The sequence below is a fragment of the Streptomyces sp. NPDC088097 genome (assembly GCF_044741845.1).
Taxonomy (GTDB): domain Bacteria; phylum Actinomycetota; class Actinomycetes; order Streptomycetales; family Streptomycetaceae; genus Streptomyces.
Genome location: NZ_JBIUTJ010000001.1, coordinates 373,961 through 389,217, shown reverse-complemented (window position 1 = coordinate 389,217; position 15,257 = coordinate 373,961). Strand labels below are relative to the sequence as shown.

Sequence of the window (15,257 nt, the reverse complement as noted above, 5' to 3'; positions counted from 1 at the left end):
CTCCGGCGCGTCCGGGACGGGTCAGGCGGCCGTGGGGGGCGCCGGTGAGGTCGAGGAGCCGGGGCCGGCGGTGCAGACCGTGTTCGCGGCGGGCACCTTGCCGTCCAACAGGTAGGAGTTCACGGCCTGCTGCACGCAGGTGTCGCCGCTGTTGTACGCGCCGTGCCCCTCGCCCTTGTACGTCAGCTCCACGCCCACGCCCTTGCCGAGCCGTTCCACCATCTTGCGGGCGCCCTCGTACGGGGTCGCCGGGTCGCCGGTGTTGCCGATCACCATGATCGGGGCCGAACCGGGGGCCGAGACGTCCGGGGTCTGCCAGGCGCCCGCCACCGGCCAGTCCGTGCAACTGAGCATCGCCCAGCCGAGGAAGTCCCCGAAGACGGGGGAGGCCGCCCGGAACTCCGGCAGCTTCGCCTTGGTCTGCGCCAGGGTGTAGCGCTCCTTGGAGTCGGCGCAGTTGATGGCCGTGTTGGCCGCCCCGATGTTGCTGTAACGGCCCTGCTGATCACGACCGTTGAGGGCGTCGGAGAGGGCGAGGAGCAACTGCCCCTGGCCGCCGTCCGCCTCGTCCAGGCCCTGTTCCAGCAGGGGCCACAGCTCCTTGGAGTACAGGGCCTGGGCGATGCCGTTGGTCGCGGCGGACTCGGTCAACTGCCGGTCGCCGATCCCGGGGATGGGCTTGGCGGCGAGCTGCTTCTGGAGCTTGATGACGTTCGCCTCGATCTCCTTGGCGGTGCTGCCCTGGAGCTGGCAGGCGTCGCCGCGGTTCACGCAGTCCTGGGCGAAGTTGCCGAGGGCCAGTTGGAAACCCTTCGCCTGGCCGAGGGCCCCCTCCTCGGAGGTCTTCGTCGGGTCCACGACCGCGTCGAAGACGGCCCGGCCGACGTTCTTGGGGAAGAGGTGGGCGTAGACCCCGCCCAGTTCGGTGCCGTAGGAGATGCCGAAGTAGTTGAGCTTCTCGTCGCCGAGGGCCTGGCGGATCCGGTCGAGGTCGCGGGCCGCGTTGGAGGTCCCGACGTGGGGGAGGATCTTGCCCGAGTTCGTCGAGCAGGCCTTCACGTACGCCTTGACGCCGTCGAGGTAGCTCTTCTCCTGCGCGGGGGTGGTCGGGGAGGAGTCCTGCGCGTAGTACTTGTCCAGCCGCGCGTCGTCCTCGCAGCGGACGGGGGCGCTGCGGCCCACCCCGCGCGGGTCGAAGCTGACCAGGTCGTACCGGGCGCGCAGGGCCTCGTACTCCTTGGCCGCTCCGGGCAGCGTGGTGATGCCGGAGCCGCCGGGGCCGCCGAAGTTGAAGACGAGGGAGCCCAGGCGGTTCTTCTGGTCCCGGGCCTTGGCGCGGATCAGGGCCAGCGGGATGGTCTCGCCCTCGGGCTTCGCGTAGTCGAGCGGCACGTCGAGGGTGGCGCACTGCCAGTCCTTGCCGGGGACCGATCCGCCGCCCTCGGCGGCGGTGGGGGCCTCGCACTCGCCCCAGCTGAGGGGTTTGGCCTCCCCGCCTCCGGCCTGGGTCTTCTTCCCGCCACCCCCGTCGCTCGAACAGGCGGTGGTGGTGAGCAGCGCGGCGGCGAGGGCGGCGGCAGCGGCTGTCCGCAGGGCTTTGGTGGGCATGTCCCCATCCTGTGGGCGTCCGCTCCGGTGCGCCCGGCGCCCTGGTCCATTCGGGGCCGGGCGCACCGCGTCCGGGAGGTGTCAGGCGGGGACGCCGGCGAGGACCTGGCGGGCGGCGGCGCGGCCGGTGGCCACGCACGCGGCGACGCCCACGCCCTCGTAGGCCGCGCCGCACAGGGCGAGACCGGGGAGTTCGGCGGCGGCCTCGCGGATGCGGGTGACGCGCTCGCGGTGCCCGACGCCGTATTGGGGCAGGCCGCGGTCCCAGCGGGTCACGCGGGTGGCGAGGGGCTCGCCCATGGCGCCGACCGCGCGGTGGAGTTCGGCGATGGCGGTGCGGACCAGGTGCCGGTCGGGCCGGTCCAGCAGCTCGTCCTCGCCGATGCGGCCGATGGAGGCGCGCACGACGAAGGTGGCCGGTGCCGCGTCGTGCAGCCAGCGCCACTTGTTGGACAGGAACGAGGCGGCCTTGAGGGTGTGCCCGTCGACGGGCGGTACGAGGAACCCGTTGCCCTGGGGCAGGACGTGGGCCTGGCTGCGGGAGAAGGCCATGGTGATCACGGCGGTGGAGGCGTGCGGGATCCCGGAGAGTTCCGCCTCGGCCGCCGGGGAGTGGGGGCGCAGCAGTTCGGCGGCGGCGAAGGCGGGCAGCGCCAGCACCACGGCGTCGGCCTCCATGGTCAGGGGGCCGTCGGCGGTCGTGGCGAGGACCCGCCACCGGTCGCCCGGGAGCCGCTGGAGGGAGCGGGCCGCAGTGCCGGTCAGGATGCGGGCGCCGCAGGCCTCGGCGACGGCCTGGGGGAAGCGGCCGGTGCCGCCGACCACGCCCTGGACGGCCACGGCCGCCGAGCGGGGGGCGCCGGCGGCCTTCATCCGGCGCAGTGCGGGCAGCAGCGGGCCGCCCTGTTCGGCGAGGGCCGCGATCCGGGGCATGGCCGCGCGCAGCGAGAGCCGTTCGGCGCGGCCCGCGTAGACCCCGCCGAGGAGCGGCTCGATCAGGCGGTCCACGGCCTCCTGGCCGAAGCGGCCGGCGAGGTAGCGGCTGACGGAGCAGTCCTCGGTGAGGGGGGTGGCGGGGAGGGTCTCCTCCCGGGCGACGCGGTCGATGCCCGCCGGGGACAGCAGTCCGCTGCCGACCAGGGCGGCGGGGTCGGTCGGGACGCCCATGACGTGCCCGGCCGGCAGCGGGCGCAGTCCGCCGCGGGTCCAGATGGTGGTGGGGGAGGAGGCGGGGTCGCACAGGGCGTCGCCGAGTCCGACGGCCGCCGCGAGTTCCACCGCTTCCGGGCGCAGCGCCATCAGGGATTCGGCGCCCTCGTCGACGGTGATGCCGGCGATCGTCCCGGTGCGGAGCTTGCCGCCGACCTTGGTGTGGCTCTCCAGCACGGTGACGTCCGCCTGCCCGCGCAGCTGCCACGCCGCCGCCAGACCGCTGATGCCGCCGCCGACGACGATCACTGAACGCATGTCTTCTCCTGTGACCGTTGACCATGGACCGTTGACCGAAATGTTCCCGTGTGAAACATATGTGCGGGCTGGAGCTCAGCGCATCGTGCTTTCGGTCAGAGCCCTCAGCTCCGCCCGGTGGGGGAAGGTGCCCGGCTCGTACGCGCAGTACGGATCCGCCTCCAGCACGTCCCGCGTGAACCCGTACGCCCGGGACCGTGAGCCCCCGCACACCGTCTTGAACTCGCAGGCCCCGCACTTCCCGCGCAACAGCCCGGGGTCGCGCAGCGAGACGAACAGCGGGGACTCCCGGTAGATCTCCACCAGCGGCCGCTCCCTCACGCTCCCCGCCGACAACGGCAGGAACCCGCTCGGGTGCACCTCGCCGGTGTGCGAGATGAAGACGAACCCGCGCCCCGAGGAGACGTCCATCGGCGCCCTGCGCACCGCCCTGCGCTCCCCCTCGAAGAGCCCGAGGGCCTCCGCGCGCTCGCGCAGCCGCCCGTACAGCGGGCCGAGCACCGGGCGCTCGCCGCGCGCGTCCAGGATCGTCCGCTGGAGGGCGACCCGACGGAAGTGGTGGCCCTCGGTGGTCTTGGTGGCCAGCGCCGTCCCGCAGTCGTAGAGGAAGTGCAGGACGTCCTCGACCTCGTCCGGGGTGAGCTGGTCCATCCGCTCCCCGCGTCCCGTGGGTACCAGGACGAAGCCCGACCAGAGCATCGCGCCCTCGCGCCGCACGAGCGCGGCGATGTCGGCGAGGTCCTCCAGGCTGTACCGGCTCACGGTGGTGTTGATCTGGACCTTGAGCCCGAGTGCGCGGGCGGCTCGCCAGCCGTCCAGGGTCCAGTCGTAGACGCCGGGCACACCCCGGAAGGTGTCGTGGCGTTCGGCGGTGGAGCCGTCCAGGGAGAGCGAGAGGGCCACCGCGCCCGCGTCGCGGACGGCGGTCAGGTTGGCCCGGCTGAGGGTGGGCGTGCCCGAGGGGGAGACCGCCACGCGCAGGCCCAGCGAGGTCCCGTACCGGACGAGGTCGGGGAGGTCGGCGCGCTGGAAGGGGTCCCCGCCGGTGATCACGAACAGCGGGGAGGGCCTGCCGAAGGCGGCGACCTGGTCCATCACCCGGCGGGCGTCGGCCCCGTCCAGCTCCTGCGGGTGCCGGGCGGTCTGCGCCTCGGCCCGGCAGTGCAGGCAGGCCAGCGGGCAGGCCCGGGTGGCTTCCCAGATGACGATGAAGGGGCGCTCGGCGACCGCGTGCCGGGGTCGGCGCACGACCGTGCGCGCGGGGCGCCCGGCCGGCGGGGGCGTCACGGGGCGGTCGGGGACGGGGTCGGTCACGAGACGCGCTCCCAGCCGCGCTCGGGCTGCCGGTTCGCCAGCAGCTCCGGGTCGCGCTTGCGGTAGACGACGAACGGCCGGAACAGGTACCGCAGGGGCGCCGAGAAGATGTGCACCAGACGCGAGTACGGGATCAGCGCGAACAGGGTGAAAGCGAAGAGGACGTGCAGGCGGAAGGCGAGGGGGGCGCCCGCCATCAGCTGGTGGTCGGGCTGGAGGGTGAACAGGCCGCGGAACCAGACCGAGACGCCCTCGCGGTAGTTGTAGCCGCCGGTCTGCCCGGTGGAGTTGAGGACCGTGGCCGTCAGGCCCAGCACCATCGCGCCGAGCAGGAACGTGTACATCAGGTGGTCGCTCTTGAGCGTCGCCCGGCGCACCGCGGGAACCGTGAAGCGCCGGTAGACGAGGATCGCGATGCCGACGGCCGCCGCGACGCCCGCCACCGCGCCGGTGGAGACGGCGAGGAGGTGGTAGGCGCGGTCGCTCAGCCCGAGGGCGTCCGTCCAGCTCATCGGGATCAGCAGCCCCACGACGTGGCCGACGACCACGAAGAGCATGCCGAAGTGGAAGAGCGGGGACCCGATCCGCAGCAGTCGGGACTCGTGCAGTTGTGAGGAGTGCGTGGTCCAGCCGAACTTGTCGTACCGGGCCCGCCACAGCGTGCCCGCGACCAGCAGAGCGATCGAGACGTACGGCAGTACGCCCCACAGGAGGAGGTCCATCAGGCGCTCTGCCTTTCCGTGGTGGGCCAGGGGAGGTCGGCGGTGCGGGGCAGCGGCAGGTCGCGCGGGAGGCGGGTCGGCAGGTCGCTCGGGCGGTCCTCCGGCCGGTCGATGCCGGGGCCGAAGGGCTCCAGCGGGGAGCCGGCGCCCACCAGTTCCTGCGGGGGCCCGTTCTTCGCGAGCGCCTTCGCCTGGGCCTTGGTCTCGGGCGAGGTCCCGGGCAGGGTCGCGCAGACGGCCTCCAGGACCCGGGCGTACGGGGAGTCCGCCTCGACGAGGGCGAGGCGCAGCAGCTCCAGACCGGCCCGGTGCTCCTGGAGCAGCTCGGTGCCGGCGTCCTCGCGCAGCGCGGCGAACTCCAGGGCCACGGGCAGGAAGTCGGGCAGCTCCTCGCCCGCGAACTCCAGCCCGAAGTCCCGGTAGATCCGCTTGAGCCGGACCAGGGACAGGCCGCGCCGGCGGGTGTCCCCGTCGGTCCACCAGGTCAGGTAGAGGCAGCGTCGGTTGCGGGTGTCGAAGGTGGAGGTGTACTCCTCGCACAGCGCGACGGGAGAGAGCCCCTCGACCCGGTCGAGGAAGGCGCCGAGCAGTGCGGCCGGTTCGGCGGGCGCCCCGGTGAGGGCCGCACGCAGGCGCGGGAGTTCGTCGTGGAAGCGGTCGCCGGGGTACTGGAGTACGCACCCCGCGACGAGCCGTACCAGGGCATATGGATTCACGAACTCCTCCTGGTGGGAGCGAGGTTGAGCATCGTGCGGGGCTCGGGGAGGGCCGCGACGGGGCAGTCGTCCTCCATCGGGCCGTGGGACCCGGCCAGGGCCTCGGCCTCGGCGCGGGCCGCGCTGGGCACCACGAAGCGGTCCTCGATCTTGGCGATGGCCAGCAGGCGGAACATGTCCTCCATCTCCCGGCCGGTCAGCCCGACGGCGTTGGCGAGGGACTCGTCGCGCTCCTCGCCGAGGTTGATCCGTCGCATGTAGGCGCGCATCGCGGCCATCCGGCGCAGTACGGCCTCCACCGGGAAGGTGTCGCCCGCCGTGAGGATCTCCGCGAGGTACTCGACGGGGATGCGCAGGGCGTCGATGGCGCCGAAGAGGTTGCCCGCGTCCTCGCCGTCGCTGCCGGTGGCGGCGACCGCGTCGACCACGGGGGAGAGCGGGGGCACGTACCAGACCATGGGCATGGTCCGGTACTCCGGGTGCAGGGGGAGGGCGACCTGGTAGGTGGCGATCAGGTCGTAGACGGGGGAGTCACGGGCGGCCTCCAGCCACTCCTCGGTGATCCCGGCGGCGCGTGCGGCTTCGGCCACGGCCGGGTCGCGCGGGTCGAGGAAGCAGTCCACCTGGGCGGGGTAGAGGTCGTGCTCGTCGGCCACGGCGGCGGCCTCGGCCACCTTGTCGGCGTCGTACAGCATCACGCCGAGGTAGCGCATCCGCCCCACGCAGGTCTCGGAGCAGACGGTGGGCATCCCGACCTCGATGCGCGGGAAGCAGAAGGTGCACTTCTCGGCCTTGCCGGTCTGGTGGTTGAAGTAGACCTTCTTGTACGGGCAGCCGGTCACGCACATCCGCCAACCCCGGCACCGGTCCTGGTCGACCAGGACGATGCCGTCCTCCTCGCGCTTGTACATCGCGCCGGAGGGGCAGGAGGAGACGCACGCCGGGTTCAGGCAGTGCTCGCAGATCCGGGGGAGGTAGAACATGAAGCTCTGCTCGAACTCGAAGCGGATCTTCTCGCCGACCTGGTCGCGGATCTTCTCCACGATGGGGTCCTTCGGCCCGTGCGTGGGGGCGCCGCCGAGGTTGTCGTCCCAGTTCGGACCCCATTCGACCTTGTCGATGGGCTCCCCGGTGATCTGGGAGACGGGCCGGGCGGTCGGCATGTCGTCGCCCGCCGGGGCCTCGGTGAGGTTCTTGTACTCGTAGGTCCAGGGCTGGTAGTAGTCCTCGATCTCCGGCAGGTCGGGGTTCGCGAAGATCTTCCCGAGCTTGGCGAGGCGCCCGCCCGCCTTCAGGCGCAGCCTGCCCGAGCGGGTCCGCTCCCAGCCGCCCTTCCACTTCTCCTGGTCCTCCCAGCGGCGCGGGTAGCCCTGGCCGGGGAGGGTCTCGACGTTGTTGAACCAGACGTACTCGGTGCCGCGCCGGTTGGTCCATGCCTGCTTGCAGGTGACCGAGCAGGTGTGGCAGCCGATGCACTTGTCGAGGTTCATGACCATCGCCACTTGTGCCATCACACGTCCGACGGGGGCTTCGCGACGGGGCATCTGATCAGTACTCCACGTTCTGGTCGCGGCGACGGATGACCGTCACCTCGTCGCGCTGGTTGCCCGTCGGGCCCAGGTAGTTGAAGGCCCAGGTCAGCTGGGCGTAGCCGCCGATGAGGTGGGTGGGCTTGAGCATCACCCGGGTCAGCGAGTTGTGGATGCCGCCCCGTCGACCGGTCTTCTCGGTCTTGGGGACGCCGACCGTGCGCTCCTGCGCGTGGTTCATGTAGACCGTGCCGGGCGGCATCTTGTGCGAGACGATCGCGCGGGCGGTGACCACGCCGTTGCGGTTGACCGCCTCGATCCAGTCGTTGTCCCGGACCCCGATCGCCTCGGCGTCCTGCGGGGACATCCACACGGTCTGACCGCCGCGCCCCAGCGTCATCATGTAGAGGTTGTCCTGGTACTGGCTGTGGATGGCCCACTTGTTGTGCGGGGTCAGGTACCGGACGGCGACCGTCTTGTGGTCGACGACGCCGAGTTCGGGCTCCCCGTACAGGGTGTGCATGTTCAGCGGCGGCTTGTAGACGGGGAGGGACTCCCCGACCTCGTGCAGCCAGTCGTGGTCGATGAAGAAGTGCTGGCGGCCGGTGAGGGTGTGCCAGGGCTTGAGGTGTTCGGTGTTGACGGTGAAGGCCGTGTAGCGGCGCCCGCCGGCCTCCGAGCCCGACCACTCGGGCGAGGTGATCACCGGGACCGGTCGGGCCTGGGTGTCGGCGAAGGTGATCCGCTTGCCCTCGGCCTCGGCGGCCAGGTGGGCCATGGGCTTGCCGACCTTCTTCTCCAGGGTCTCGAAACCCTGGGTGGCGAGGCGGCCGTTGGAGGTGCCGGAGAGCGAGAGGATGGCCTCGCAGGCCTGCTGGGCCGTCTCCAGGCGCGGGCGGCCGTCGGCGACGCCGCCGCGGACCGTGCCGTTCTTCGCGCCGAGGTAGGCCACCTCCTCGCCGACGTCGAAGGTGATGGCCTTCGTGGTCACGCCGAGGGAGTCGACCAGCGGGCCGAGCGCGGCGAACTTCTCGCCGACCGCCCCGTAGTCCCGCTCGACCACGGTCAGGTTGTACATGGTGCGCCCCGGTACGGGCTCGCACTCGCCCTTCGACCAGTCCAGGGCCACGCCGCCCGGCTGGGCCATCTCGCCGCCCGGGGTGTCGTGCTGGAGGGCGGTCGCCACCAGGTCCTTGCGGACCCCGAGGTGGGTGGCGGCCAGCTCGCCGAAGCGGCGGGCGATGCCGAGGAAGGCGTCGTAGTCGGAGCGGGCCTGCCAGGGCGGGTCCACGGCCGGGGTGAAGGCGTGCAGGAAGGGGTGCATGTCCGTGGAGGACAGGTCGTGCTTCTCGTACCAGGTGGCCGCCGGGAGCACCACGTCCGACAGGAGCGTCGTCGAGGTCATCCGGAAGTCCATGCTCATCAGCAGGTCGAGCTTGCCCTCGACGTCCGCCTCCCGGTACGTGACGTCCTTCGGCGTGCAGCGCGGTCCGGCCTCGGGGAGGTTGGAGTGGGTGCCGAGCAGGTGCTTGAGGAAGTACTCGTTGCCCTTGGAGCTGGATCCGAGCAGGTTGGCGCGCCACACGTTCAGCACGCGCGGCCAGTTGCGGGGGGCGTCCGGGTCCTCGCCCGCGAAGCCCAGCTCGCCGCTCTTCAGTCGGCGCACCGTTTCGGCGACCGGGTCCAGGCCCTCGGCGAGTTCGAGGGGGTTGCGGTCGAAGGTGGGGTACGAGGGCATCCAGCCCATCCGGGTGCTCGCGGCCAGGCAGTCCGCGCCGGTCATGCCGTCGAAGGCGCCGGTGGCCAGGGGGGAGGCCAGGGCCTCGGCCGGGAGGGTGTCGTAGCGCCACTGGTCGGTGTGCAGGTAGAACCAGGCCGCGCCGATCATCTGGCGCGGCGGGCGCGACCAGTCGGAGGCGGCGGCGAGCGTGGCCCAACCGGTGACCGGCCGGCACTTCTCCTGGCCGACGTAGTGGCCCCAGCCGCCGCCGTTGCGGCCCTGGCAGCCGGTGAGGGTGAGCAGCGCGAGGAAGGAGCGGTAGATGGTCTCGGAGTGGAACCAGTGGTTGGTGCCCGCGCCCATCAGGATCATGCAGCGACCCCGGGAGTCCTCGGCGGTCCGCGCGAACTCCCGGGCCACGCGCGCCGCCTGGGCGGCCGGGACCGAGGTCAGCGACTCCTGCCAGCCGGGAGTGCCGGGCTGCGAGGCGTCCTCGTAGCCCGTCGGCCACTCGCCGGGCAGGCCCTCGCGGGCCACCCCGTACTGGGCCAGCATCAGGTCGAAGACCGTGGTGACCAGACGGTCGCCCAGACGCCGTACGGGAACCCCGCGCCGGACGGTCCCGCCCCGCTCGTCGTCCTCGAAGCGGGGCAGCACGATCTCCCTGGCCTCCCCCTCGCCGAGCAGCGACAGCCGGGGCACCGTGTCGCCCAGGTCGAGGTTCCACTCCGGGGTCTCGTTCGTGCCCCAGCGGTGGCCGAGGGTGCCGTTCGGGACCACCGGCTCGCCCGTGGCGTCGTCGACCAGGACCGTCTTCCACCGGGCGTTCTCGGTGTCGGCGGCGGCCCCGCCCAGGTCGGCGGCGGTGACGAACTTGCCCGGCACCAGGCCCTGTTCGGTCTCCGTCAGGGAGACCAGGAAGGGCAGGTCCGTGTAGGTGCGGACGTAGTCCGTGAAGAAGGGGGTCTGCCGGTCGACGAAGAATTCCTTCAGGATGACGTGGCCCATCGCCAGGGCCAGGGCGCCGTCCGTACCGGGGTGCGGGTGCATCCACTCGTCGGCGAACTTGGTGTTGTCGGCGTAGTCGGGGGAGACGGCGACGACCTTCTGGCCCCGGTAGCGGGCCTCCGTCATCCAGTGCGCGTCCGGGGTCCGGGTGACGGGGACGTTCGAGCCCCACATCATCAGGTAGGCCGCGTCCCACCAGTCGCCCGACTCGGGCACGTCCGTCTGGTCGCCGAACACCTGCGGCGAGGCCACGGGGAGGTCGGCGTACCAGTCGTAGAACGACAGCATCGGCGCGCCGATCAGCGAGTGGAAGCGGGCGCCCGCCGCGTGCGAGGCCATCGACATCGCCGGGATCGGGGAGAAGCCCGCCACCCGGTCCGGGCCGTGCTCCTTGATGGTGTGCACGTGCGCCGCCGCGACGATCTCCGTCGCCTCCTGCCAAGTGGCCCGTACGAGACCGCCCTTGCCGCGCGCCCGCTGGTAGGCGCGGCGCCGCTCCGGATCGCCCTGGATGTCGGCCCACGCCTCCACCGGGTCGCCCAGCCGGGACCTCGCCTCGCGGTACATCTCCAGGAGGGTGCCGCGCACCAGCGGGTAGCGCACGCGGGTGGGGGAGTAGGAGTACCAGGAGAACGAGGCCCCGCGCGGGCAGCCCCGCGGCTCGTACTCCGGTCGGTCCGGGCCCACCGACGGGTAGTCGGTCGCCTGGGTCTCCCAGGTGATGATCCCGTCCTTGACGTACACCTTCCACCGGCACGAACCGGTGCAGTTCACGCCGTGCGTGGAGTGGACCACCTTGTCGTGGCTCCACCGGTCCCGGTAGAAGGCCTCGGCGGCCCGACCACCGGTCCGGTGCACCGAGCGCAGGTCGTCCGACACCTCGGAGCGGGTGAAGAAACTGCCCGCCCTGAGGAGCGCGTCGGCGGCGGCCTGGTGCGTCCGAGTGTCCTGACGCTCGTCCAAAGCGGTCCTCCAGGCAGGAAAGGGGGTGGCGGCACAGGCGTGCCAATCCGGGCGAAAGAGCCCGGAATCGACGCTACGCCCGGCGCGGGGACGAACCCGGTGACAAAGGTCCCGTGTGGGCGTGACCTCCTTCCGGTCTTTCGCGGGACCGCCGGTGCGAGGCTGGAGGAGGCCCGACCGCACGGAACGGGCGTCACACCAGGCGTCACATCACGCGAGGGGACGCCGCATTCGGGAAGGCGGACCGCACCGGTGGCGCGCAGGCGGTACACGTGGCTCCCCGACCAGCACGGCGCCTGGGCGATGCTCGTCGTGCCCTTCCTCGCCGGCGCCCTCCTCGCCCCGCACCCCGGCCCGCGGCACGTGCTGCTGCTCGCCGCCTGGCTGCTCGGGTACGTCGCCGTCTTCCACGCCCAGCAGTGGCTGCGGCTGCGCGCGCGGGGGCTGCGCTCGGCCCGCCGCCACGGCCGGCCGGCGCTGGTCTTCGGCGCCGCCCTCGCGGTGTGCGGGATCCCCCTCGCCCTCCTGCACCCCTGGCTGGCGCTCGCCGCCGCGGCGGCGGCGCCGTTCGTCGCGGTCAACACCCACTACGCCCGGACCGGCCGCGAGCGGGCCCTCGTCAACGGCCTCGCGGCGGTGGTCCCGGCCTGCGGGATGCTGCTGGTCGCCGCCCGCCTGGGGGGCCTCGGCCCGGACCGGGCCTGGCCGGCGGCGCTGGCCTGCCTGCTGTACTTCGCGGGGACGGTCCCCTACGTCAAGACGATGATCCGCGAGCGCGGCTCACGGGCGTACCGGCGCGGCTCGGTGGCCTACCACGCGGTGGCCCTGGCCGTGGCGGGCGCCCTCTCCCCCTGGCTGGCCCTCCCCTTCGCGGCCTGCCTGACCCGCGCCGCCGCCCTCCCGGGCCGCGCCCTGCGCCCGGCGGCGATCGGCGCCCTGGAACTCGCCCTCTCGGCCGCACTCCTGACGACCCTGCTCACCGTCTTCTGACACCACCCCGCGCGCGCCGTTACCCTGCCCGGATGCCCCTGCCCGACGCACTGTCACGCGCCCTGGAATCCGACGCCGCCCCGGGCCTGCGGCCCCTGCCGCCGGGGACCTCCTGGTCGGTCGGCTGAGCGAGGCCACGGGGAGGCCCCCGTGGGAGGAGTACCTCGCCCTCGACACACTGCTCGAACGGATCGGCGAGGGCGCCGGCCCGCGGCTCGCCTTCCAGGCGGCCTTCCCCGTGCGGCCCTGAACCAGGCCCGCGCCGGGCCCGGCAGGATCCGAACGAGACGGCCTAGATCGCTCCCTTGCGGGTCAGGAAGTTGAACGAGATCCAGCCCGGCAGGACCGGCAGCCAGAAGGTCATGACGCGGAACAGCAGCACCGCCGAGAAGGCGACGTCGCCCTGCATGCCGGCCGCGACCAGGCCCAGCGTCAGGGTGCCCTCCACCGCGCCGATGCCGCCGGGGGTCGGCGCCGCCGAGCCCAGCGCGTTGCCGGCCAGGAAGACCACCGCGATGCTCGCGTAGCTGATGTTCTCCCCGCCCCCGAAGGCGCGGATCGAGGCGTCCAGGCACATCACGAAGCAGCCGGTCAGCAGCAGCATGCCGCCGATGCCGGTCAGCAGCTTCTGCGGGCGCTGGAGGACGTCGAGCATGCGCGGCACGACGCCCGCGAACAGCGCTCGTACCCGGGTCACCACGAACTTCCGCAGGAACGGCACCGCCGTCACGACCAGCACCAGCACCGCGACCGTCAGCAGACCCGCGATGACCGTCCGGGACGGCGTCATCTCCGGGGTCTTCTCGGTGCCCGTCAGGTAGCCGAAGGACAGCAGCAGCAGGATGTGGCTCGCCAGTCCGAACAACTGCGAGGCGCCCACACTGGCGACCGCCAGACCCGGCCGGACCCCCGAACGCTGGAGGAAGCGGGTGTTCAGCGCGACCCCGCCGACCGCCGCCGGAGCGACGAGCTTCACGAAGGAGCCCGCCACCTGCGCGACCACCGTCCGCAGAAACGACACCCGTTCGGGTACGAAGCCCAGCAGGCTCATCGCCGCCGCGAGGTAGCTGAGGGCCGAGAAGCCGAGGGCCGCTCCGACCCAGCCCCACTGGGCGTCCGCGATGAGGGTCCCGAAATCCACGTCGGCCACCTGCGTGAGCAGGTAGTACGCGGCGAAGGCACCCGCGATGAAGGACACCAGCGTGCGCGGACGGATCCGTTCCAGCCGGGCCGGCTCCACCGGCGCCTGCGGGCGGATGAGCAGCACCTGCCGGCGGATCTGGCTGAGGAGGTCCTCCTCCCGCGCCTCTTCCAGGGCGTCGTCCAGGGCCCGCTTCTCCGCCTTGCGTTCGGCCGCCGGACTGGCCGCGGCCGGCTCCGCGCCGGCCATGCGGGCCGCCTTCGCCGCCCGCGAGGACTCCAGTACGGCCTCGCGCTCCCGGTCCGCCCGCTCCCGCGCGAGCCTGCGCAGCGTCGCGCGGGTGGAGCGGCTCAGCGCGATCGGCTGGAGCAGCGGCAGACAGTCCGCCACGGCGTCGGGCCCGAGCACGGACACCGCCGAGGCCACCGACCGCTCCGCCCCGACCCGCAGGCCGAGCGTGGTCAGCAGCTGGGCGATGTCCATCCGGAGCACCAGGTCGCCGGCCGCGATCTCGCCGCCCCGCAGGTCGGTCAGGATGACCTTGCCGGAACGATCCACCACCAGGGCGTCCCCGGTGAGCCGGCGGTGCGCGATCCGGCGCGACTGGAGGGCCCGGACCTGCTCCCACGCGTTGCGGGTCAGCTCGTCGGTGATCTCCTCGTCGGGGAGCGCGTCCAGGCTCCGCCCGCCCAGGTGCTCGTAGACGAGCATCACGGCGTCGGGACCCAGCTCGGAGGTGGCGATCAGCTTCGGCGCGTTCGCCCCGGCCGCGATGGCCGCGTACGACAGGAGGGCCTCCTGCTCCAGGGCCTGGCGCAGGGACTGGAGGCTGCGGCGGGTGGTGATCCCGCGCAGGGTCAGGCGCCGCCACACCCGGTAGAAGAAGCCCTGGGCCTGCTGTTCGCGGTCCACGACCGTGACGTCCAGCGCGGGGCCTTCCTCCAGGGTGACGTGGTAGCGCCGGCCCCGGTCGCTGACCTCGGAGGTGTCGCCGTCGGGGGCCTCCGCGCGCATCGCGCTGACCGGCTGGAAGCCGACCCGGCGCAGGCCGGCGAGGAGGTTCTGCCCGGTGGGCCGGACGTTCGGCGAGCCGACCGCGTACAGGGTCCCGTACGCGACGCTCCAGCCGATGAGCACCGTCAGGATGATCGAGAAGGGGGTGGTGTAGCCGCTGACCAGCATCGCGAAGGCGTCCAGCAGCAGGACCACCCACAGGGCGACCCGCCAGCGCGGCCGCCGGGTCATCCCGACGGCCGTCATGTACGCGATCACGGGCGCGAGGTAGCCGTGCACCGGATCGGTGAGGGCCCCGGCGACCCCGGTCGGGCGGGTCAGGGCGTCCTGGATGGTTCCGGGGGCGGCCTGCGAGACCCACAGGTCGGTGGCGAGGGTGACCCCGTGCGCGAGGACGGCGGCGAGGACGCCGTCGGCGATGCGCAGCCCGTCGCGTTTGATCAGCCGCTCGATGGCGAACGCCACCGGGACCAGGAGCACCGCGATGGACGACACCAGCCCCGCGACCTTGATCAGCAGGTCGGGCGCCTGGCCGGTGCCCTTGGTGATGTCCTGCTCCAGCCCCGCCGTGGTGCCGTGGGCGAAGGCGGCGATGGCCAGCACGACGGCGATGCCGAGGACGCCGGCGAGGAGCCGTACGAGGTCGGAGGGCCGGTGCACGCGGGCGGCGAGCAGCGGCTCGTCTACCTCGACCCGGTCCGCCGACGTCGGGGTGTGGCCCGGAGGGTCGTCGGGGTGGGAGTAGTCGGCCGGACGCGTGCCGTCCTCGGCCGGGGGCGCGGCGGCGGCGCGGGCGGGCGGGGGCGCGTCGGCGCCCGGGGCGGAGGCGGGGCCTGTGCCCGCTTCCCCACCGTCGCCGGCACGGTCGCCGACACCGTCGCTCTCGCGCGCGCGCCCGCTGCCGTCGCCCCGCGTACTGCCGTCCGGAGGGCTCACACCCTGCTCCTTCGCCGTCACATCCGTCTCTTCTTGATCACGTATCACCAGTCACCGCCCGGAAGATGGTGGCACGGACCGACGGTCGGTCGGGGCATCAGGGTGCGCGCCGGTACGGAACCGACGCTT

The 15,257-nt window shown here is 72.9% G+C and carries 9 protein-coding genes; 1 reads left to right on the top strand and 8 read right to left on the bottom strand.

Going from position 1 to position 15,257, the window contains the following annotated elements; genetic code table 11:
• Positions 1–21 precede the first annotated feature (21 nt).
• The 7 genes from ACIOD1_RS01690 to ACIOD1_RS01660 all read right to left on the bottom strand — a co-directional run bounded on the left by ACIOD1_RS01690 (position 22) and on the right by ACIOD1_RS01660 (position 11,047).
• Positions 22–1,608 (bottom strand): alpha/beta hydrolase, encoded by a 1,587-nt coding sequence (locus tag ACIOD1_RS01690; RefSeq protein ID WP_365617655.1) that lies wholly within the window; start codon positions 1,606–1,608, stop codon positions 22–24.
• A gap of 81 nt (positions 1,609–1,689) precedes the next feature.
• Positions 1,690–3,075, bottom strand: coding sequence for a protoporphyrinogen oxidase (gene hemG / locus ACIOD1_RS01685; RefSeq protein ID WP_401899571.1), 1,386 nt, complete (start codon positions 3,073–3,075; stop codon positions 1,690–1,692).
• Between the two features lie 75 nt (positions 3,076–3,150).
• A complete protein-coding gene (locus ACIOD1_RS01680; RefSeq protein WP_401899568.1) occupies positions 3,151–4,389 on the bottom strand; it encodes a TIGR04053 family radical SAM/SPASM domain-containing protein in 1,239 nt (412 codons plus the stop codon).
• Positions 4,386–5,111, bottom strand: a complete 726-nt coding sequence (gene narI, locus ACIOD1_RS01675) for a respiratory nitrate reductase subunit gamma (RefSeq protein ID WP_401899565.1) — start codon at positions 5,109–5,111, stop codon at positions 4,386–4,388. The genes ACIOD1_RS01680 and narI overlap by 4 nt, the downstream gene beginning before the upstream one ends.
• Positions 5,111–5,827, bottom strand: coding sequence for a nitrate reductase molybdenum cofactor assembly chaperone (gene narJ, locus ACIOD1_RS01670; protein ID WP_365617648.1), 717 nt, complete (start codon positions 5,825–5,827; stop codon positions 5,111–5,113). Before narJ ends, narI begins: the two co-directional genes overlap by 1 nt.
• Positions 5,824–7,371 carry a nitrate reductase subunit beta gene (gene narH, locus ACIOD1_RS01665; protein ID WP_365617646.1) on the bottom strand — a complete coding sequence of 516 codons (1,548 nt, stop codon included), beginning with the start codon at positions 7,369–7,371 and terminating at the stop codon, positions 5,824–5,826. Before narH ends, narJ begins: the two co-directional genes overlap by 4 nt.
• Positions 7,372–7,375: 4 nt before the next feature.
• A complete protein-coding gene (locus ACIOD1_RS01660; RefSeq protein WP_365617644.1) occupies positions 7,376–11,047 on the bottom strand; it encodes a nitrate reductase subunit alpha in 3,672 nt (1,223 codons plus the stop codon).
• A 252-nt stretch (positions 11,048–11,299) separates the two neighbouring features.
• Here ACIOD1_RS01660 and ACIOD1_RS01655 point away from each other — a divergent pair, with 252 nt between their 5' ends.
• Positions 11,300–12,037, top strand: a complete 738-nt coding sequence (locus ACIOD1_RS01655; protein WP_365617642.1) for a YwiC-like family protein — start codon at positions 11,300–11,302, stop codon at positions 12,035–12,037.
• 292 nt (positions 12,038–12,329) lie between these two features.
• Here the strand turns inward: ACIOD1_RS01655 and ACIOD1_RS01650 are convergent, their stop codons facing one another.
• Complete coding sequence (locus tag ACIOD1_RS01650) at positions 12,330–15,176, bottom strand: YbhN family protein (RefSeq protein ID WP_401899562.1); 2,847 nt, start codon at positions 15,174–15,176, stop codon at positions 12,330–12,332.
• Positions 15,177–15,257 lie beyond the last annotated feature (81 nt).